Raw genomic sequence first — 20,273 nt, forward strand, 5'->3', positions numbered from 1 at the left:
TATCGTCTCCTTCACTGAGGTAAAAGGCGTCGCGATCCGCGACGCACCCGCACGCGGCATCGGACGATCCGCCACTTCTTCCCTCGAAGGAGTGCGCCCTCGTGTCGCCCAGCCCCCACCTCATCCGCCGCGCCGGCCTCCGCACCGGCGACGCGCCTCCTCGCCTCTCGGACGCCTGGATCGCCCTCGCCGGGTTGTCCGCGGTGTTCCTGTTCGAGATGCTCGACAACTCGGTGCTGAACGTCGCGCTGCCGACGATCGGCCGCGAGCTGGCCGCCTCGACGACGGGGCTGCAGTGGGTGTCCGCCGCCTACTCGGTCGCCTTCGGCGGGCTCATGCTGCTGTTCGGCGCCGTCGCCGACCGCGTCGGCCGCCGCCGCGTGATGATGACGGGACTCGTCCTGCTGGCCGCGGCGAGCCTCGCCACCGCGGCGGTCACGACGACCGGGGAACTCGTCGCCGTCCGCGTGCTCATGGGGGTCGCGGCCGCGATGACCACACCGGGGTCGATGGCGCTGGCGTTCCGCCTCTTCGACGACGAGGGCCTGCGCGTCCGCGCGCTGACCGTCATCTCGACCGCGGGGCTCGTCGGCCTCGCCGTCGGACCGACGGTCGGCGGCTTCGTGCTGGCCGTCGCCCCGTGGCAGGTGCTGCTGCTCGCTGACGCTCCCATCGCCGTGCTGGCCCTGGTCGGCATCGGGCTCGGTGTCGCCCGGGACGACCCCGCGGGGCTCCGACGCGACCCGGTCGACGTCGCCGGAGCGCTGCTCGGCTCGGCGACCGTGTCCACCGCCCTCGTGACGCCGACCGTCCTCGTGGAGTCGGGTGGCACCTCCGGGTGGGGGTGGCTCGGCGTCGCCGTGACCGTCGTCGGCGCCGTCGGGTTCGTGGCCCGGGAGCGGTCCGCCCGGCACCCGGTGGTCGACCTCTCACTGCTCGCCCGTCCGCTGGTGTCGAGCGGCCTCGCGTTCAAGGCGGCGTCGGGCCTCGCCGTCGCCGGGCTCTCGTACCTGGTGACGCTCCAGCTGCAGTTCGCCTGGGGCTGGCCGCCGGCCCTGGCCGCCGTGGGGACGCTTCCGCAGGTCGTCGTGCTGCTCGCCGGCGGTCGCCTCGTCGGGCCGTTCGTCCGGCGGGTCGGTCTGGCCCGGGCGGCGGGGATCAGCGCGGCGTCGGTCGTCGCGGGCCTCGCGGTCTTCGGCGCCCTGGGTCGCCACGGGTACGTGTGGGTGCTCGTCGCGCTCGTGCTGGTCGCGGCGGGGATGCGCGTGGTCGGGGTCGTCGCGGGCGCCTCGGTGCTCACCGGCCTGCCCGCCGACCGCACCTCGGTCGGTGCCGCCCTGGTCGACACGTCGAGCGAGCTCGCGAGCGGTGCCGCCGTCACCGTGGCCGGGACGGTCGTCGCCGTGCTCGTCGGCGGCAGCATCACCACGACCACCTGGACGACCGCACGTCTGGCCACGTTCCAGGACGCCCTGACGGTCGCGGGCCTCGGGCTCGCCGTCGTCGCCGCCGCGCTCGTCGTGGTCGGGACGACCCGTGCCCGGGCCGCCGACGGCAGGGCCGACCGCGGCCGCGCCGACCCCGGCCGCGGCGACCCCGGCCGCACCGAACCCGCCCCCGAACCGCTCTCGACCCCGACCCGTTCCACCACCACCGAGGAGACCTCCCGTGCCTGACACCACCGCCCTGCCCCGTCCGCCGTTCGACCCCGAGTTCGCGCCCTTCCTGGAGGCGATGGACGCCCGCGGCCGCTTCCGCCTCGAGACCGGGATGCTGCCCCGGATGCGACAGCTCGAGACGACGGAGGCGCAGCTCGACGAAGGACTGCGCGCCCGCGGTCTCGAGAGGCGCAGCATCACCGTCCCCGGGCACCTCGGCGACCCGATCGACCTCGCGGTCGTCCAGCGGATCGGCCGCACCGGGCCGGCGGCCTGCGCCTACGCGATCCACGGGGGCGGCATGATGTTCGGCCACCACCTCGGCAACCTCGACTCGTACGACGACTGGCTGCTCGTGCACGACGTCGTCCTCGTCAGCCCCGACTACCGCCTCGCGCCCGAGCACCCCGACCCCTACCCGGTCGAGGACTGCTACGCCGGTCTCGTCTGGGTCGCCGAGCACGCCGACGAGCTCGGCGTCGACCCCGACCGCATGGTCGTCGTCGGCCAGAGCGCCGGGGGCGGGCTCGCCGCGGGCACCGCCCTCCTGGCCCGTGATCGACGAGGCCCGGCCCTTCTCGGGCAGGTGCTCGTCAGCCCCATGCTCGACGACCGCGACGCGACCGTCTCCGCCCGACAGTTCGACGGGGTGGGCGTCGCCGACCGGGAGATGACCCGGTTCGGCTGGGACGCCTACCTCGGCGACCGTCGCGGTGACGACGACGGCGTGTCGTTCTACGCCGCTCCCGGCCGCGCGACCGACCTCGCGGACCTGCCACCGGCCTACGTCGACTGCGGCAGCGCGGAGGTGTTCCGCGACGAAGCCGTCGCCTACGCGGGGGCGCTCTGGGCGGCCGGGGTGCAGGCCGAGCTCCACGTGTGGCCGGGGGCCTTCCACGGCTCCGCGAGCATGCTGCCGCAGGCGACCCTGTCGCGCCGAGCCGTCGCGGCCCTGCGGGACTGGACCGGGCGCCTCCTCGGCTCTGCCGCCTGATCGAGGCCGAGATGGAGCCCGGTCACGATCAGGGGGCGCCGCGGCGGCGACGGGACACGCTCAGGAGTCCCGCCGCCGCGCGGCGAGGGCGAGGAGCGCACCGAGACCGAGGAGGCCGAGCACCGCGATGCCGAGGACGGCCGCTTCGCTGCCCGTGAAGGCGAGCAGACGGTCACCCCGTGACGCTCCGGGCCCGGTCGACGGGTCCGAGGTCGTGTCCGCGGCACCGACGGCATCGACGGGTGCCCCCGGGTCGACCGGGGCACCCGGGTCGACCGGCACACCGGGATCGACCGGCTCCCCCGGGTCGACGGCCGGCAGGAGGCCCGCGTCGATGCCGAGGTCCCGGTCGACCCCGACGAGCTCGTCCCCCTCGAGGACGGTCGAGAGCGCCACCGTCGCGGTTCCGTCGAGCCCGGCGTCGGAGTCGACGCTGTCGTCCTCGCCCTGGTGGCGTGCGGTCCAGGCCCGGTCGGGCAGCGAGGAGAAGGCGACGGTGTACTCCCCCGGGCGGAGCCCGTCGACGACGTACGTGCCCGCGAGGTCGGTCCTGGTGCGCCGCTCGACCCGACGGCCCCGGTCGTCGGTGCCGGTGAGGGTCACCGGGAGGAACGGGATGCCGGCCTCGGCAGGCCCCTGGAGCCCGTCGGCGTCCGCGTCGTCCCACACGCGGTCGCCGCCGGCTCCGGCGACGACGGTGATGGCGGCCCGGTTCGAGAACGCGGCGAGCGCGAGGTTCGTCGCGCGCAGGCCGAACCGGTTGGTGACGACGTCCCCGTCACGTGCCTCCGTCGTCGTCGCGGTCAGGTCGTGCGTGACGACCTCGCCGACGTCGACGGCCGTGGTCCGCTGGATGCGGACGGCGGTGACGTCCTCGAGCGCCACCTGGTCGCCGCCCGTCCCGATGCGGGACGCGTCGAACCAGGCGGTGTCGCCCCCGGGGGCGTTGCTCGGGTCGTCGCCGTCCAAGGAGATGCCGCCCGGGGCAGCGGTCGTGTAGCGGACGCGTTCACCGGCGTCGGGGTCGACCTCGACCGGGGCGGCGAGGTCGACCTGCCCACCGCTGGCCCCGACGGTGGGCAGGACGTCGATCAGGTCGACGGCCGCGATGGGGACGGAGTCGGTGTTGCGGTACTCGAGCGTCCAGACGAGGTCGTCGCCGACGACGACGGTGGGCTCCTCCGCGGTCTTCTGGACGCCGATGCCGCTCGAGGACTCGACGCGGACGCCTCGGAGTGCCGTGCGGAGCCCTTCGGGCGACAGGTCGTCGTCGGCGGCGACGTGGGCGGTGTTGTTCACGGACCCCGGCGGGGCCGTCCCGGACACGTCGAGCCGGTACGTGAGGGGCGCGATCGGACGGTTGGGGACGACGTCCTCGAGGGTCCAGACGATCGTCTCGTGGAGCTCACCGTCGATCGTCGTGGTCTCGACGCTCGTCGGTTCGAGGGAGCTCGAGCCACGCTGGTACGTCGTGTGCTCGGGCAGGACGTCGGTCACCGTGAGGGCCTGGGGGCGGCCCCCCTCCGTCGCGTTCGTGAGCGTCGGGTAGAGGGCGTAGTCCATGCTCGTGCCGGCGACGACGAACGCGGTCTTGTCGGGGGTGGTCTCGGCGGTGGTGCCGGGGTCGACGACCTTCTTCACGACCCGGGCCCTGACCTGCGTGACGATGACGCTGTCGGCCAGCGGCCCGACACCGTTGGCCGCGGGCGCCGTGTCGTGGACCCAGGCGCTCGTGCCGTCGAAGAACGAGCCGAAGTCGTGGACGCGGGTGTCGTTCGGGGCGGCCTGCACCTCGAAGTAGCTGAAGAGGTTGCCGGCCCGCCCGCCGGCGACCGTCCCGACGGCGCGGATCTTCCCGATCGCGTCGACACCGCCGGGGACGTCGTCGGGGCTGTCGTACCAGGGACCGTCGGAGTCGTCGCACGTGGCGTCCCGACCGACGGTGGGGTCCGTGAAGGAGAACGCCGCGTACTCGATGCGGACGCCCTCGTTCCAGCCGTTGGTGGTCGCGTGCTCGCCGAACAGCGTCGTCAGCTGCTGGAAGCGGTTGTCGTAGACGTCACAGGTGATCGCCCCGACGTAGTCCGAGACGCCCCTGTTCGCCAGGTTGACCTGGGAGCGGAGGCGCGTCCCGGGGGTGACGTAGGGGTCTCCCGACTTCGCGGAGCCGACGGCGGTGGAGCCGTTCACCCGGGTCTGGCCGAGGTGCTTGAAGCCCCCTCCCGGGACGAAGAACGACAGGTTGCGGTCGACCGAGTTGTTCGCCAGCGGTTCGGTCGAGCCCGGGAAGTTGGACGCACCGCTGATGCCCGTGGTCTGCAGCGGGGTGAAGGTGTTGCTCGCGATGAGGGACTGGCCCGCGTCGAGGGCGGGAACCCAGATGCTGATGTACCCGCTGATCACGTAGGGCTTGACGCCCCCCTGGATCGGCTGGCCGGTGGCGCTCTGCGAGGGGATGCCCCTCGACGGCGTGATGTCGGTGTCGGTGCCCGTGATGGTCACCTCGACGGGCTGCCCCGGAGCGGACTGCGTGCACTCGAAGCGGCCGGAGTGCAACACCGTCGTGGACCTCCCCCCGCTGCCGCCGGGGAGGACCGGGAAGGTGCGCCCGTCGTTGAGCCCGCAGGCGGCCCGCCCGTCGTGGCCGAAGAGGACCGCGGGGGACGGCAGGTCGCCGAACATCCGGGAGACGTCGTCCTGGAAGGTGAAGGTGCCGCTCGAGCGTTCGTAGCCGAGGAGCCCCTGCCCGGGGACCACGGGCTCCCACGCGACGGTCACGGGGTACTGGAGGACCGTCCCCTCCGTTCCGTCGGGGCCGACGACACCGGGGTGGAAGGTGGAGTTCGCGACGGATTTCGCGAGGTCGAAGCGCGGTGCCGCGGAGACCGTCGTCGCCACGGATGTGACGGGCCCTGCCGGTTCGGCGACGCCGTCACCGGTCACGGTGCCCGTGATGGCGACCGTGCCGCCGCCGGCCCGGGAGTCGATGGTCAGGACGACCGGGGTCGCGAGGACCTGCCCCTCGCCGACGGTGCCGACGTTGCAGGTGAGTTCGGGGCCGACGATCGCGGAGCCGTCGACCTCGCAGGTGTTCGGCATCCCGGCCCACGTGGTGCCGTCGGGTGCGGTCACGGTGAACCGCTCGTTCGTCACCGAGCCGCCGTTGGCGCTGACGGTGACGCGGTAGGTGATGGCGTCGAAGGTGCGGACGATGCCGTTGGAGGCGCCGGCGTCGGCACCGGGGCCCTCGGCGGGCGTGAAGGGGCCGCTGCCGTCGGCGCGGCGCTCGATGTCGAGGTCGACGGTCGCGGTCGAGGCGGCGGCAGCCGGGGCCGACGTCGGAGCAGCCGGCTCCGTGGCGGTGGGCGTCGCCGCGGCCGGTGCCGCTGCGGCCGGCGTCGCCGCGGCCGGTGCCGCAGCGAAGGCCGCGGTGACCATGGCCAGGGCCACCGTCGCACCGACCCCTCGGATCGATGTGGTCGTCTTCATCGTGTGGCCCCTTCGCCGATCGTCGACACGCCACCCGGAAGGTGACATGTCCGAGTTCACATGTCGGTTGCCATGTTAGGGCGCGTCGATGGCAGGGGGAACCCCCGGAAGAAGGTGACTCGACCCCTCGTCAGTCGCGCTTGGCGCAGGTGACCTGGTCGGCGGACTGGCCCGAGACGTTCCCGGGGAGGGCCGCCGAGGTCGGTGCGGGTGTGGGCGCCGGGGTCGCTCCGGCGCCCGGGACGACGTCGACCGCCCCGTCGGTCGCCTCGCCCGACGGCTCGCCCCCGGCACCCGTGGACGGAGACGCCGACACACCCGGCACGGCCGGGGCGGCCGGGTCGAGCACCGCCGACCGTCCGAGGCTGTCCGCCGAGAGGGTCAGCGGCAGGTTGCGCTGCAGGGCGTCGTCGAGCACCGCCGCGGCCGACTCGTCGACCAGCACGCGGTTGCGGTCGGCGGGATCGTCCACCGCCGGGTACTGCACGAAGACCATGTTCGACAGCCCGACCGTGTTCACGGCGAGGGCGAGCTTGGCGAGGGTCGACGCGTCGGCCAGCGTGTCGCTCAGCGTCATGTTGGCGAACGCCACCCTCGCGATCGCCAACACCTTGGTCGGGTCGGTCAGCGTCCCCGCCGACACCGTCTGCCGGGCGAGCGCCGAGAGGAACGTCTGTTGGTTGCTGATCCGCCCGAGGTCGCTCGAGTCGCCGACCCCGTAGCGCGAGCGGAGGAAGGCCCCCGCCTCGGCCCCCGACAACGTCCGCGTGCCGGCCGGGAGATCGAGTGCGGGCTGGACCTCGGTGTCGCGGATCGGCGTCGCCAGGCACACCTCGACGCCGCCGATGGCGTCGGCCATCGACACGACCCCCTCGAACGTGATCGATCCCGCGTAGTCGATCTGCAGTCCGGTCAGCTGTCCGATCGTCTGGGCCACGCACGACAGTCCGTTCTTCGGCCCGCCACGTCCCAGCGCGGTGTTCAGCATCGCGCCCGAGGTCGCCGGGCTGACCGTGCCGTCGTCGTTCGGGCAGGCCGGCATCGGCACGATGAGGTCGCGCGGGAAGCTCACGACCGCCATGTTCGTGTGGTCCTCGGAGATGTGCACGAGCACCGTGGAGTCGTTCTTGCCCGCCCCCGAGCTGGCCTGCTGGTTGGCGGCGTCGTCGAATCCGGTGCCCAGCCCCTCGCGGGTGTCGGTGCCGATCAGCAGCAGGTTCACCTCACCGGTCTGCGCCGTCAGCTGCGGCACGGGCGAGGCGGACGACCCGTCGGGTCCGGCGAGCTGCACCGTGGGCCTCGCGCCCTGCAGCACCTGCCACGTGGCGATGGCCGCGATCGAGGTCGTGCTGACGAGGACCACGGCCAGCGCGGCCGCCGTCACCTTCGCCGCGAACGCCACGGGGTGCCCGCGGCGGAGGCGACCGTGGCGGGCGATCCCGCCCTGCCGCACCGCGCCTCCTCGATCGGAGCGGTCGTCATGGCCGTCGAGGGCCCGCTCGGTGCGTCCGTCGTCGGTCATGCGCGCCCCCTCGGCGAGAGAGGGCTCGGGAGACCCTCGTCGGGACGAAGCATAGGAGGCGCGGGCCGGGAAACCCCGGAGGTCGCCCCGTCGACGTCCCCGGCCGGCCCGGTCAGGCGGTCTCGCCGAGCGTGGCCGGCGCGACGGCGGGGAGGACGTCCTCGGTCCAGTCGACCCTCAGGGAGCCGGACCCCGACCCCGACCAGCCACGCAACTCGGCGCCGACCGTGTCGCGGAACGTGGCCGCCTCGTCCTGGTCGCCCACGACGACGTCGAGCCGCAGCCGCGCCAACTGCTCGGTGACGCGGACCGGCAGGCCCCAGGCCTGCAGCACGAGCACCTCGGACGCGGCGCTCAACGCCGGGAAGTGCCGCCGGAGCTTCTGCTCGACGACGTGCAGCACGGCCACCTCGTCGGTGGGGCGGATCACTCCGGTCAGCGAGATCATGCCTGATGGTCCGCCCGGGAGGTTACGGCAGTGTGGCCGCCCGCTGTGAAAGCACCCGGGCCTCGCTTCCTCCCCCGCGGCGGCTTGTCCCCCGACCGGTCCCCCGCGGCCACGACCGTGTTGGCAGATCGGCCCCGGGTGGGCATGATCGTCACATGGCGAAAAAGCTCAAGACGGCCCACCGCGACCTCGTCGAGGCGCTCGACCACCACCGCAAGGTCATGCAAGAGAAACCGCTGTCGAGCAAGCGTGCCGGTCGGGCGACCGCCAAGCTGCGACTCGCCGTCTCGGCCTACTCGGCGGTCGTCGCCGACAAGACGGGCCAGCCCGACCCGTTCGTCGACTACGACGCCCTCGACCCGGCCACCGTCGCGTCCCTCGCCGCCGAACGCGACGCCATCGCCCACAAGAAGTCGTCCGACCAGGGCACGCTCGACTGACCCGGCCGCGCCGCGCCTCCTCGGGTGGCGTCGCACCGCCGACTGGACGTCGCACCGCCCACTTCGACGGTGCGATGCTCAGTCGGCGGTGCGATCCCGGCCCGTGACTCGGGGCGGGCTACTCGGCCCGGCGACTCGGGGCGGGGCAGCCCGGGGCGGGTCGGCCCGGGGCGGGTCAGCTCGGGACGGCCGCGCCCTCGACGAGGGTCCAGCCGCCGTCGGCCGCCCGGCGCACCGCGCCGGCCCGCTCGAACGCGTCGAGCCAGCCACCCATCGGCCACTCGCCCCACCGCTCGGCGAAGAGGCCGCCGTTGCGCACGACGTCGGACAGGTGGCGCCACGGCGGTGACGACGTCGGGTGGTACTGGTGGTACGCGTGGGCGCCGCCGACCCAGACGAGCGGGACGTCGAGCGAGCGCGCGGTGAAGGCGAAGTCGGTGTCCTCGCCGCCGTAGCCCTCGTATCGCTCGTCGAAGCCGCCGAGCCGCGCCCAGGCGTCCGGCGTCACCGCGAACGACAGCGACCAGAACAGCGGATAGTCCGCGGCGCCCGCGACGAGCGTCGTCCCCGCAGGAGGCGCGGGTCGCGCCGCGTGCGGAGCGGTCGCCCCCTCGAGCCCCTCGCCGGCGCCGAGCACGAACCCTTCGGGCAGGTAGGTGACGGGTCCGCTCAGGAGAGCCCCCGGGTGGTCGAGCGCCGCCTGTTCGTAGTGGCGGAAGAGGTCGGGGCCGGGGACGCAGTCGGCGTCGAGGAACACGATGAGCGTGGCACCGTGACCGACGGCCGCGTCGGCTCCGCGGTTGCGTCCGGCGGCGAGGCGCAGGCCGTCGGGACCCGGCGGGACGTGCAGGGTCGTCACGCCGGCCAGGGCGGGCACGTCGGGGGCGGGGGTCTCGTCGAGCCAGACGATCACGTGGCCGGCTTCGGGTGCCACCTGCCGGACGAACCGCAGCTGGTTGAGGACGTGCTTCATGCGGGTGGCGGAGGCGAGGGTCACCACCACGACGGTCACGAGGCGACCCCCGCGAGGTCGGTGCCGACGGCGAGGTCGGTGCCGACGGCGAGGTCGGAACCGACGGCGGGCTCGGCGCCGACGGCGGGCTCGGCGCCGACGGCGGGCTCGGCGCGCGCGGGGCCGACGCCGTGCGCGCCCCGACCGGCCACCTCGGCGACCACCGCGGCGGCGCGGGCGGCAGCCCCCTCGACCTGCCACGCCGACCAGTCGGGCCGCAGCCCCCGGGCGCGCTCGACCACCGACGGCCACTCGGCGTCGGCGGGCCAGGACGGCGCCACGACGGCGAGACCGGCCCGGTCGAGCGCCCGGGCGGTCGTGAGCTGTTCGTCGAAGGGTCGGGTCTGCGGCACGACCACGGCACGTGCGCCGAGGGCGGCGAGGTCGGCGACGGTGTTCTGGCCGGCCCAGGTCACGATCACCTCGGCCGAGGTCATGGCCGACCACGGATCGTCGACCCAGGTGTCGAGCCCGAGGGCCGACCAGGTCGTGCCGGGCGTGGCCCGAGCCGCGCGGGCGACCGCGGCCGAGAGGTCCCCGTGGTCGCTGCCGCCGGCACCGCCCACGAAGAGGACGCTGCCGGGGACGACGGCCGACCCGCGGTCCGAGGCCCCGCGCCCGTCCTGCCGCGAGATCCCGCCGACCCAGCGCACCTTCTCGGCGACCCGGTCGAGCGCCGACGAGTCGTGCGTCCCGGCGGGCCAGGGAGCGATCACGCGCGACGCGGCGTCGTACGCGAGTCGATGGGGTTCGTCGGTGCGGTCGCCGGGTTGCGAGACCACGACGACCTCGACGCCCAGCAGCCGCACGAAGAGCGTCACCTCGACCGAGACGTCGACGACCATCGCGTCGAAGGGGCGCCCGCCAGCCGCGGCCCCGGCGATCTCCCCGGCGATGCGGCCCAGGCGGGAGGCGTGCCCGGGGTGCCCCACGGGAGCCCAGTGCAGCAGGCCGCCCACGGTCGGCGAGGCGTCGGCGGGGTGACGGACCACGCCGTCCGGGCCCGTGGTCGGGGCGTCGTCGCGCTCGAGTTCGATCCAGGTGGTGTCGTCCGGCAGGTCGACGGGGGCGCTCAGCGAACTGAAGACGACGACGTCGGCGTCGAGGTGCGGCCGGACGGCCGAGAAGCGGGTGCGGTGCCCGGCACCGTGGTGGTGCACGTACCAGCCGACGAGGGGGCGGGCGACCGTCGAGGTCACGCCGTCACGACCCGTCGGCCCGTGCCGGCCGGGCGCACGGCCGACAGGCCGCCGGCGAGGGACGAGGAGGCACGGTGCCGGCCACCCACGCCGGTCGGCTCCGTCGCGGCGACGACGGACGTGCCCGGCACGCGCTCGTCCGAGGCCACGACGTCGGCGTACAGCCGCTCGAGGACGGCGGCCCGGGCTCGCAGCGAGAACCGGTCGACGGCGTCCTGCCGCACGGTGCGGCGGGCGTCGGCGTCCGTCCCGACCCGGCGCAGCAGGTCGTCGGCCGCGCGCGCCATGCCGTCGAGGTCGCCGGCGGGGACCAGGGCGGCCCCGACCGAACCCGCCACGACCTCGGGGACTCCCCCGACGGCGAACGAGACGACCGGCGTGCCGGTGACCAGCGCCTCCGCGATGACGAGTCCGAAGGGCTCCTCCCACACGGGCGTGACGAGGGCGCAGCCGCTGTGGCCGACGAGGGCCGCGAGCTCGGGCTGGCGCAGTTCGCCGACGTAGTGGGCGGTGGCTCCGAGGTGCGGGGCGACCTCGGTCTCGAAGTAGTCGACGTCGCCGATGCGGCCGGCGATCACCAGGCGGCGCCCGGCGCGACGGGCGACCTCGAGGGCGAGGTGCAGCCCCTTCTCGGGGACGATGCGTCCCGACCAGACGAGGTCGTCGCCCCCCGGTCCGAAGCCCCAGCGCTCGGTGTCGACGCCGTTCGGCAGGACGCTCGCCTCGACGCCCTCCCTCGCCCAGGCGGCGGCGGTGTGGCCGCTGACGGCGACGAAGCGGCTGCGCGGCCCGGTGGACGAGCGGTGCGCGGCGAGCATGTCGGGCAGGGTCGGCGTGTGCAGGGTGCTGACCATGGGCACGCCGATGCGGTCGGCCCGGGCGAGCGGGACGCCGTGCAGGCTGTGGTTGTCGACGAGGTCGTAGTCGTCGGCGTGGTCGGCGACGAACTGCAGGGCGCGTTCGAGGGCCGGCAGCGCGCGCTCGAGGTAGCCGTCGGGGTAGGTCGTGTCGGTCGCCTCGGCCGGGTCGTCGAAGACCACGGCGGGCAGGACGAACTCGGGCGGGCTCTGGTCGAGGTGGTCGGACCCCTCGGTGGCGATCAGCGAGACGCGGTGGCCGCGCTCGCGCAGGGTGCGCACCTGGTGGTGGACCGACGACTCGAGTCCGCCGGCGAACGGCTCGCGGATCGGGTAGCGCAGGGGCGCCACGACGACGATGCGCAGGGGCCGGGAGGCGCGGGTCACGCCGTCACCGCCGCGACCGTCGCGAGGGCGCGCTCGTACACCGCGAGGTGGGCGGCGGCCACGTCGTGGCGTTGTCGTCGCCGCACGGACCGACGCTGCTGCTGCAGGGCCGCGCGGTGCGGGGTGCCGCGGCGCGAGGCCGGCACCCGGGCTGGGGCGTCGTGTGCGTCGGCGGTCTCGTCGACGGCGTGCGGGCTGACCAGGGCGATGACGGCCGCGGCCAGCGACGCGGGGTCGTCGAGGTCGAAGGAGGCGGTCGCCCCACGGTCGGGGTGCTGCGCCGCGGCGTGGCCGACGCGGGGCGCGGCGACCGGGACGGCGAGGTCCCAGCACAGCTCGACCCAGCCGGAGTGCGTGCCGTGGCGGTAGGGCAGCACCGAGACGTCCAGGTCGGCGAGCGACCGCTCGAGCCGGGCGTCGGTCAGGCGCGGGTGCTCGGCGAGGGTCGCCGACGGGCCGGCGGCCCGGACGAGCTCGCGGATGCGCTCGGCCTGCTCGGGGTCGCGCACGCGCTCGTTCAGGTCGACCCGCGCCTCCACGGCGGCACCGGTGGCGCGCAGGGCGTCGACCGCCGCGAGCAGGGTGCGGACGGTCTCGACGCCCGCGACGTTGGGGCGCAGGTCGCGGAGGTGGACCCCGACGACGACCGTGTCACCGGATGTGCCGACCGGCAGCTCGACCTCGGGGTCGACGATGGCCGGATGCGCGATGACGGTCGGGCGACGACCCCACCGGGCAGCGACCTCGTCGGCGGCCGCGTCGGTGAGGGTGATCAACTCGTCGGCGGCCGGGATCAGCACGTCGAGGTGCTCGACGTGGGGCGCCTGGTCGACGAGCTGCGGGTTCGTCAGGTCGTGCACCGTATACACGAGCGGCAGGCGCAGGTCGCGCAGGGCCTCGACGACGGCGACGAGGTGGGCGGTGGGGTACGACTCGGTGCCGAAGTGCACGTGCAGCAGGTCGATCTCGTCGGCGTGGGCGCGGAGCCAGTCGGCGTCCAGCACCACCGGGGGCCACCAGCGGTCCGGCTCGGCGGGGTCGGGCAGCGGGTCGGCGAGGTGGACGACGCGGCCGGAGGCGTCGTCGGGGTCGAGCAACGAGCGGACGTACGGGTGGCCGGCCGGGACGGAGGCCACGCGGAGGGGCGCGACGACGACGGTCTCGTCGGACGCGGGGGCCGTGGTCGACGGCGACGTCGGGGCGTGATGGGTCATCGGGGCCTCCTCGGCGTGATCAGGTCGCTCGCCGTGGCGGACCGGCGCGAGGCCTGTCTCGCGGTACGACGAGCACCCGCGACGATGCGGGTGAGGTGTGCCGGGGCTGGCGGCGGGAAAGGATGACGCGACCGGGGAAGTCGCTGTTGACTCAACATAGGCCCGCGCGACCCCCTTTGTCCGTTCCGAGCGCGGGCCGGAGGGAAGCATGTCCGAACAGCGAACCGAACCCGACGGCCGCACCCGTCACTACGGCGACTTCTACGGTCTGAGCGAGCCGGAGGGCGACGGGGCGATCGCCCTCGTGGTGGGCAACTGCCAGGCCGAGTCGCTGCGGATCTTCCTCGACGGCGGGGGCCTCACGACCGTCCGGATGCCGCCCGTGCACGAGCTCACGGCCGCCGACCTGCCGCAGCTCGGCCGGTGGCTCGGCCGGGCCGGGCTGCTGGTCTCGCAACCGGTGCGCGACGACTACCACGACCTCCCGCTCGGCACGGCCCAGCTGGCCGCGATGCTGCCCCGGGAGGCGCGGGTCGTCCGGGTGCCCGTCGTCCGGTTCGCGGGCCTCTACCCCGCGCACGTCATCGTGCGCCCGCCGAGCGACGTCTCGCTCGTGCCGCCCGTGGTCGAGTACCACGACGTCCGGCTGATCGCCGAGGCCGCCGGGCGGCCCCTCCCGGGAGGCGCCCTGACGCCCGCCGTCGTCCGGTCGGTCGCCGAGCAGTCGCTGGCCGAGCTGCGGAAGCGCGAGGTCGCCCACGACAGCGTCGTCGCGTCGGACCTGTTCGAGGTCGGTGCGGGCGCCGACGGGGCCGGCACGCCGCGCTTCGACCAGATGCGCACCCTGAACCACCCCGGCAACCCTGTCTGGACGGCCCTCGCGTCGCGCGTCCGCGAGCGCCTCGGCCTGCCCGAGCACGTCGTCGATCCGGGCCGACCCGTGCTCTCGAGCGTGCACGCCCCGCGCGAGCAGGCGGTGATCGACGCCTGGGGCCTCGACGACGAGGCGACCGACCACTGGGTCGTCGGCGGTGAGCGCGTCGACGCCGACGAGGTCCGCCGGGCACACCTCGCCTGGTACGCCGAGCACCCGGACGCGGTCGAGGCCGCGCTGGCCCGGCACGCCGACTCGTTCGCGTTGTGGGGTGCGGCGTGAGCGGCGGGGCGGTCGATCCCTCGACCCGCGAGGCGACCGCGCGCGACTCGGCCCGGTGGACCGCGCGGGACGGTGCGGCGGCCACGATCGACCTCGTCGAGCTGCCCGTGGTGGTCACGCACCACGATCCGCAGCACGGCGTCGCGACCTACGCGGCCCAGATCGCCGCGACGGTCGAGGCCCGCACCGGTCGGCACCTCGCCCTCGACGTCGCCGACCTGCTCGACGTGCCGGACGTCGACGGGGGCTTCGGTGCGGGCCCGGCCGACACCGTCGACGTCGGCGTCCCGCGGGCCCACCTGCAGTTCACCGACCGGCTCTGGGGCCCCTCGCCGGCCGCGGCGGCCGACGTCGTCGAGCACCTGGCCGACACGACGGCGCTCACGGTCACCCTGCACGACCTGCCGCAGCCGTCGGACGGCGAGCGCAACCTGAGGAGGCGCGGTGAGGCCTACGGTCGCGTGGTCGCCGCCGCGCGAGGCGTCGTGGTCAACAGCGACCACGAGCGCTCCCTCCTGCGCGAGTGGGTCGGCTTCGACGGCCCGGTCGAGGTGATCCCCTTGCCGGTCGACCGGCACCCCCTGCCGCCGGAGCGGACCGGGCCGGACGGGCTCCCCGAGCCCGCCGGGCCGGCCGGGCTCCCCGAGCCGGACGGCGACGTCGCGGTCATCGGCTTCTTCTACCCGGGCAAGGGGCACGCCGAGGTCGTGGCGGCCGTGGCCGGACTCGCGGCCGCGCGGCACGACGCCGCCGACGACCGGGACGGCAGCGGGGCGACGCGACCGGACGCGCGGGCGACCGGCGTCGTGGCGCTCGGCCGCGCCTCCTCGGGGCACGAGGCCGAGCTGCAGCAGCTGGTCGACGAGGCGGCAGCGCTCGGCGTGCCGTTCGGCGCGACGGGCTACCTCGACGACGCGACGCTGCTCGACCGCGCCCGGCGCGCGTCGGTGCCCGTGGCGGCGCACCAGCACGTGTCGGCCTCCGGTTCGATCGCGACCTGGATCGCGGCCGGGCGACGACCGCTCGTGCCCGACACGAGGTACTCGCGCGAGATGGCCGCCCTCCGGCCGGGCACGCTCACGCTCTACCCCGACGGCGGTCTGGCGACGGCGATCGCGACCGCCCTGGCCGACCCGGCGTCGACCTGGCTCGACGACGACGCCCGGACCCTGCCCGGCCTCGACGAGGTGGCCGACGCCTACGCGGCGTGGTGGGCCGAGGGGGTGCGCTGGTGAGCCGCGACGCCGGGTCGCCGGTGTCTGACGCGACCGACACCGCGCCTCCTGCGGGCGGATGGTTCGTCGTCGGCAACGCGTGGGACGCCCTCGACGGGGTGTGGCCCGACCTGCCGCCGCTCGTGTCGGTGGTCGTCGTGCACTACCGGCAGCAGGCCGAGCTCGACCGGACGCTGGCGGCGCTGGCGCGTCAGAGCTACCCGGCCGAACGGCTCGAGGTGATCGTCGTCGACGACGGATCGCCGACGCCACCCACCGTGCCCGAGGGGGTGCGGCTGATCGTGCAGGAGGACCTCGGGTTCCGGCTCTCGGCCGCCCGCAACGTCGGCGTCGCCGCGTCGTCGGGGTCGGTGCTGTGTTTCGTCGACGCCGACACGTCACCCGAGCCGGACTACGTGCTGCGGCTGACCCGGCTGCCGGCGCTCGCCCCCGAGGCGGTGACGGTCGGCCAACGGAAGCACGCGGACTTCGCGGGGGTGCTGGGTCGTGACGGCGGGGCCGGTGACGGCGTGGCCGTGCCGGTGTCGGAGCCGGTCGAGGTGGCAGGGCCGGCCCACGAGCTGGAGCAGCCGCGCTGGTTGGAGCAGGCGTACGGCTGGTCGGCCGACCTGCTGCACGCCGACGACCGGTCGTACCGCCACCTGATCGGGGCGGTCACCTGCTGCACCCGCTGGTTCTTCGACCAGGTCGGCGGCTTCGACGAGTCGTTCACGAGCTACGGCGGCGAGGACTGGGAATGGGCCCACCGCGCGTGGCTCGCCGGCGGCGTGTTCGCGCACGTGCCGGGCGCCGTGGCGTGGCACGACGGGCCGGACTGGGCGGGACGGGCGACGGGTGCCGGCGGCGGGTCGGCGGGGTCGGGGTCGGGGGGTTCGGCGGGGTCGGCGGCGTCGGCGGTCGCTCGCGAGGACGAGGAGGCGCGGCGTCAGGTCGAGAAGAACGGCGAGACCCTGCGCCTCGCGGACCTGATCGCCGTGCGCGGCTCGCGTGGGTTCGGCGTGCGGAGTCGCGCGGTGGACGTCTGCGTCGACCTGGTCGCCTCCGTCAGGACGTCGATCTCGGCCGGTGCGGCGTTCGTGGCGGTCGACAGCGTGCTGGCGGCGATGCCGGACGTGACGGTCGTGGTGCCGGACGACGTGGCCCCGGTCTTCGAGGCGGACCAGCGGGTGCGGGGCAGCTCGTCGGACGCTGCCGCCGCCGCGCTGGGCGGTGCCCGGGTGGTCGTGACGCTCGACGGGCCCGTGCGGGTGCTGCCCGCGGTGGAGGCCGGCGGCTCGGACGACGCCCGGGTGCAGGCCCTGGCCGCTGCGGTCGGCCTCGGGGACGACGTCGCGCGTGACCTTCGGACGGCGACGGACGCGGTGGGCGTCGGGTCGCTCGGCACGCTCGAGTTGGCGGACCCGTCGGGCCGCGTGCTCGTGACGGTCGAGTCGCGCCGCGCCGCCCTGCGCGCCCGACGCTGGGGGGCGGGCGTCGCGTTCGTCTCGCACCGCGCCTCCGTGGACTGGCTGACGCCCGTCACGGGCGAGCCGAGCGTCGCCGCCTACCTCGGCGGCTGGGGCTGATCCCGGGGCCCGCGCGATCACTCCCGCGGTCGCGTCGAGTGGTCCCCCATCGTCCTTCGTCGGCCGACGAGGGACGATTCGGGACCACTCGACCGACGTTCAGGGGGTGGGTGCGACCAGGGTGAGCCAGCCCTCGTCGACGACGTAGCCGAGGGTGGCGTTCGCGGCGACGATGGCGGGATTGTCGGCCGAACCTCCGGTGCGGAAGCGGAGCACGCCGGCGTCGAGGAGGGCCAGCACCGACGCGGCCTTGACCGCCGCCGCGAGGCCTCGACCGCGGTGATCGGGATGCACGACGGTGACGTCCGTCTCGGCGGTGGGACCGTCGAGGTCGACGACGGTCAGGCCGACGAGGCGACCCGTCGACGTGAGGGCACCCCAGGCCCGGCGGGTCGGTCCGGGTGTCGCCGACGACCGGTCGAAGGGCTCGTGCCGTGTGGCCACGCTGCCCGGGTAGTCGTCGAGGGTCTGCGCGTCGAGAGCGAGGACGTCGTCGACGTCGTGCAACCCGAGCTCGCGGATCGTGACGTCGGCGACCCTGCCGGACGCGAGGGCGCGGAGGCGGTCACGGTCGAGGCGGTCGCCGTCGAGCCGGGCACCGAACGACCGGGCCGCGACGGTCCACCCGGCGCGGAGGAGCGCGGCGGCCTCGGGTGAATCGTCACGGAGGACGGCCGGTGTCTGCACGGCCCGATGGTACGACGCCCCCGCTCGATAGGGTGGTCTGGTCGCGGTGGGCGGCGCGGACGAGGGGGATCTCATGAGCGACCAGAACGACGGAACGGACCAGCGGGGCGGCCAGCCGCAGCAGCCGCAGCAGCCGCCCTACGGGCAGCCCTCCTACGGGCAGCCGACGCCCCCGCCCTACGGGCAGCAGTCGCCTCCGCCCTACGGGCATCAGCCGCCCTACGGGCAGCCGACGCCTCCGTCGTACGGGCAGCAGCCCTCGTACGGGCAGCCCTCGTACGCACAGCCCTCGTACGGGCAGCCCTCGTATGCACAGCCCTCGCACGGACAGCCGCCGCAGGGATCGCCCTCCGGCCCGGGTGGTGCGGTCCCCCTCTGGGCGCCGCTGTACGGGGCGGGCCCGGTCGTCGCGGTGAAGCGGTTCTTCCTCAAGTACGCCGACTTCACGGGGCGCGCGAGCCGCAGCGAGTACTGGTGGGTGGTCCTCGCCAACACGGTCCTCTACTTCGTCCTCGGCATCGTCGGGTTCCTCGCGGGCCTCCCGGGGAGCACGACCGACTACGACGGCACCCTAGAACCCGGACCCGGTTTCATCCCCTTCGGCTTCGTCTTCGCGATCCTCTTCTTCGGGACGATCGTGCCGTTCCTCTCCCTCGGAGCGCGGCGACTCCACGACATCGACCTCAGCGGGTGGTTGCTGCTCATCAACCTCGTCCCGTACCTCGGCGGGTTCGTCATCTTCATCCTGTCGCTGCTCGGCCCGAAGCCCGGCGGCGCCCGGTTCGACCGGCCCCGGGCCTGACGGCACCCCAGCCCGGGCGCGGTGACGGCGGCGGACGCGTCACGGTAGTTTCTCGACCATGAGCGCTCCCGACGCCCGCGTGCCCGACGACCGACGTGCCCTCGTCCAGCCGGAGCTGCGCCCCGGCGAGCACCTGCTCTGGTCGGGCGGCCCGGACGAGAGCGTGACCTTCGGTCGCAACGACCTGTTCCTCGTGCCGTTCAGCCTGCTGTGGTGCGGGTTCGCGATCTTCTGGGAGGTCTCCGCGCTGCGCGACGGGGCGTCGTGGTTCTTCGTCGCCTTCGGTGGGGTCTTCGTGGCGATCGGCCTCTTCTTCGTGGTCGGCAGGTTCCTGCTCAAGCGGGCTCGGAAGGCGAAGACGGGTTACGCGGTCACCGACCAGCGGTCGTTCCTGGTCGTCGGGTCGACCGTCCACCAGGCGCCGGCGAAGCAGCAGAATCAAGAGGTCTCGTGGTCCCGGGACCGCACCCACGTCAGCGTCGACTGGACCGACTCGATCACGGGGAACACCCCGTTCGGCGCACGGCAGCGCGGCCTGACCAACACGGGTCTCGACGGGGTCATGGCCCCGCTGCCGATGACCTTCGTGGACGTGCGCGACGGCGAGGCGCTGCTGCGCGCGCTCGACGAGGCCGGGCGTCCGGAGGCGCGGTGAGGGCCGTCCGCGGATTCCTCCGTCGACGAGAGGCGGACGTCGACGAACCACGCCGCAGTCAGGCCTGGCGGGACCTCGTCGACCGGGTGCTCGTCGAGCTCCACGCACTCGACCCCTAGGGACTGGAACCCGGCACGGAGGACGGCGCCCCGTGGGGCGAGTACGAACCCGAGGCCGTCCCGACGGCGACGACGACGGCATCGGGCCGCGTCTCCGGCGGTACCGTGAACCCGTGTCCTCCCACCTCCGCCTGATCGAGCCGCGAGACGCCCCCGAGTTGGCCCGGGCGTTGACGCGCAACCGTGAATTCCTGGCGCCCTGGGACCCCGTGCGCGGTGACGCCTACTTCACGCTCGAGGGGCAGCTGTCGGTGATCTCGTCGCTGCTGGCGCAACGATCCCGGGGTGAGGCGCAGCCGTTCGTCATCATCGACGAGGGTGCCGTGGTGGGCCGGCTGACCCTCAGCGGGATCGCCCGTGGCCCCTTCCGGTCCTGTGACCTGGGCTACTGGCTGTCGGAGGACCGCAACGGGCGCGGCATCATGACCTCGGCCGTCGGCGAGGCCGTCGACTGGGCGTTCGGCGACGCCGGCCTCCACCGCGTCCAGGCGGGGACGCTCCGTCACAACGTCGCCTCACAGCGGGTCCTGCGGAAGGCCGGTTTCGAGCAGTACGGCATCGCACCGTCCTACCTCGAGATCGCGGGCCGCTGGCAGGACCACGTCCTCTTCCAGCGGGTCGACGACTCGACCGGACGGTGATCCGTCCAGGACAGGCTCGGCCGTTCCCTTGGAGGGTGTGACCCCGCCATCCGTTCCATCCGGACACCCGCCGCGACACCGGCCCGGAACTACCGACACCGGCCCGGAACTACCGACACCGACACCGGCAGCGCCCCCCGTCGGCAACTCCTGGCTCCCGTCGCGGTAGCTCTCCTCCCCCGGTGGTCCCGGT

At 74.6% G+C, this 20,273-nt stretch carries 17 protein-coding genes; 9 read left to right on the top strand and 8 right to left on the bottom strand.

Features of this window, described 5'->3' with window-relative positions:
• The first annotated feature begins 101 nt into the window (after positions 1-101).
• Together QRN23_RS07690 and QRN23_RS07695 are read left to right on the top strand one after the other, a co-directional pair.
• Positions 102-1,676, top strand: a complete 1,575-nt coding sequence (locus QRN23_RS07690) for an MFS transporter (protein ID WP_350224695.1) — start codon at positions 102-104, stop codon at positions 1,674-1,676.
• On the top strand, positions 1,669-2,652 hold the full coding sequence (locus tag QRN23_RS07695; RefSeq protein WP_201298975.1) for an alpha/beta hydrolase: 984 nt from the start codon (positions 1,669-1,671) through the stop codon (positions 2,650-2,652). The genes QRN23_RS07690 and QRN23_RS07695 overlap by 8 nt, the downstream gene beginning before the upstream one ends.
• Before the next feature lie 60 nt (positions 2,653-2,712).
• Here QRN23_RS07695 and QRN23_RS07700 read toward each other — a convergent pair whose 3' ends face one another.
• The 3 genes from QRN23_RS07700 to QRN23_RS07710 form a co-directional block, all read right to left on the bottom strand.
• The gene (locus QRN23_RS07700; protein WP_285063098.1) at positions 2,713-6,141 is read right to left on the bottom strand and encodes an SdrD B-like domain-containing protein; all 3,429 of its coding nucleotides are present in this window, start codon (positions 6,139-6,141) and stop codon (positions 2,713-2,715) included.
• A 130-nt stretch (positions 6,142-6,271) separates the two neighbouring features.
• Complete coding sequence (locus tag QRN23_RS07705) at positions 6,272-7,663, bottom strand: LCP family protein (RefSeq protein WP_285063100.1); 1,392 nt, start codon at positions 7,661-7,663, stop codon at positions 6,272-6,274.
• A 112-nt stretch (positions 7,664-7,775) separates the two neighbouring features.
• A complete protein-coding gene (locus tag QRN23_RS07710) occupies positions 7,776-8,111 on the bottom strand; it encodes a hypothetical protein (protein WP_123570612.1) in 336 nt (111 codons plus the stop codon).
• Between the two features lie 155 nt (positions 8,112-8,266).
• On the opposite strand from QRN23_RS07710, the gene QRN23_RS07715 reads away from it, so the two are divergent.
• Positions 8,267-8,551 carry a hypothetical protein gene (locus QRN23_RS07715; RefSeq protein WP_043595140.1) on the top strand — a complete coding sequence of 95 codons (285 nt, stop codon included), beginning with the start codon at positions 8,267-8,269 and terminating at the stop codon, positions 8,549-8,551.
• A 175-nt stretch (positions 8,552-8,726) separates the two neighbouring features.
• Here QRN23_RS07715 and QRN23_RS07720 read toward each other — a convergent pair whose 3' ends face one another.
• The 4 genes from QRN23_RS07720 to QRN23_RS07735 are packed head-to-tail and all read right to left on the bottom strand — an operon-like array spanning position 8,727 to position 13,220.
• Positions 8,727-9,563, bottom strand: a complete 837-nt coding sequence (locus QRN23_RS07720) for a glycosyltransferase family 2 protein (RefSeq protein ID WP_285063101.1) — start codon at positions 9,561-9,563, stop codon at positions 8,727-8,729.
• Positions 9,560-10,762, bottom strand: a complete 1,203-nt coding sequence (locus tag QRN23_RS07725) for a glycosyltransferase (protein ID WP_285063102.1) — start codon at positions 10,760-10,762, stop codon at positions 9,560-9,562. Before QRN23_RS07725 ends, QRN23_RS07720 begins: the two co-directional genes overlap by 4 nt.
• Entirely contained in the window at positions 10,759-12,006 is a 1,248-nt protein-coding gene (locus QRN23_RS07730) for a glycosyltransferase (protein WP_285063103.1), read from the bottom strand. The genes QRN23_RS07725 and QRN23_RS07730 overlap by 4 nt, the downstream gene beginning before the upstream one ends.
• Positions 12,003-13,220, bottom strand: a complete 1,218-nt coding sequence (locus QRN23_RS07735) for a glycosyltransferase (protein WP_285063104.1) — start codon at positions 13,218-13,220, stop codon at positions 12,003-12,005. Before QRN23_RS07735 ends, QRN23_RS07730 begins: the two co-directional genes overlap by 4 nt.
• Before the next feature lie 208 nt (positions 13,221-13,428).
• Between QRN23_RS07735 and QRN23_RS07740 the strand changes: the two genes are divergently transcribed.
• The 3 genes from QRN23_RS07740 to QRN23_RS07750 are packed head-to-tail and all read left to right on the top strand — an operon-like array spanning position 13,429 to position 17,176.
• Positions 13,429-14,376: a WcbI family polysaccharide biosynthesis putative acetyltransferase gene (locus QRN23_RS07740; protein ID WP_285063106.1), complete on the top strand. Its 948-nt coding sequence runs from the start codon at positions 13,429-13,431 to the stop codon at positions 14,374-14,376.
• The gene (locus QRN23_RS07745) at positions 14,373-15,611 is read left to right on the top strand and encodes a hypothetical protein (RefSeq protein WP_285063107.1); all 1,239 of its coding nucleotides are present in this window, start codon (positions 14,373-14,375) and stop codon (positions 15,609-15,611) included. Before QRN23_RS07740 ends, QRN23_RS07745 begins: the two co-directional genes overlap by 4 nt.
• Positions 15,612-15,631: 20 nt before the next feature.
• A complete protein-coding gene (locus QRN23_RS07750) occupies positions 15,632-17,176 on the top strand; it encodes a glycosyltransferase family 2 protein (RefSeq protein WP_285063108.1) in 1,545 nt (514 codons plus the stop codon).
• 99 nt (positions 17,177-17,275) lie between these two features.
• Here the strand turns inward: QRN23_RS07750 and QRN23_RS07755 are convergent, their stop codons facing one another.
• Complete coding sequence (locus QRN23_RS07755) at positions 17,276-17,863, bottom strand: GNAT family protein (protein ID WP_173151566.1); 588 nt, start codon at positions 17,861-17,863, stop codon at positions 17,276-17,278.
• 73 nt (positions 17,864-17,936) lie between these two features.
• On the opposite strand from QRN23_RS07755, the gene QRN23_RS07760 reads away from it, so the two are divergent.
• The 3 genes from QRN23_RS07760 to QRN23_RS07770 all read left to right on the top strand — a co-directional run bounded on the left by QRN23_RS07760 (position 17,937) and on the right by QRN23_RS07770 (position 20,080).
• Positions 17,937-18,665, top strand: a complete 729-nt coding sequence (locus QRN23_RS07760) for a DUF805 domain-containing protein (protein WP_285063109.1) — start codon at positions 17,937-17,939, stop codon at positions 18,663-18,665.
• Between the two features lie 58 nt (positions 18,666-18,723).
• Positions 18,724-19,320, top strand: coding sequence for a hypothetical protein (locus QRN23_RS07765; RefSeq protein WP_123570621.1), 597 nt, complete (start codon positions 18,724-18,726; stop codon positions 19,318-19,320).
• Positions 19,321-19,552: 232 nt separating this feature from the next.
• Complete coding sequence (locus QRN23_RS07770; protein WP_285063110.1) at positions 19,553-20,080, top strand: GNAT family N-acetyltransferase; 528 nt, start codon at positions 19,553-19,555, stop codon at positions 20,078-20,080.
• The last annotated feature ends 193 nt before the right edge of the window (positions 20,081-20,273 follow it).

The organism is Frigoribacterium sp. ME-P-080 (genome assembly GCF_030209595.1).
Taxonomy (GTDB): Bacteria; Actinomycetota; Actinomycetes; order Actinomycetales; family Microbacteriaceae; genus Frigoribacterium.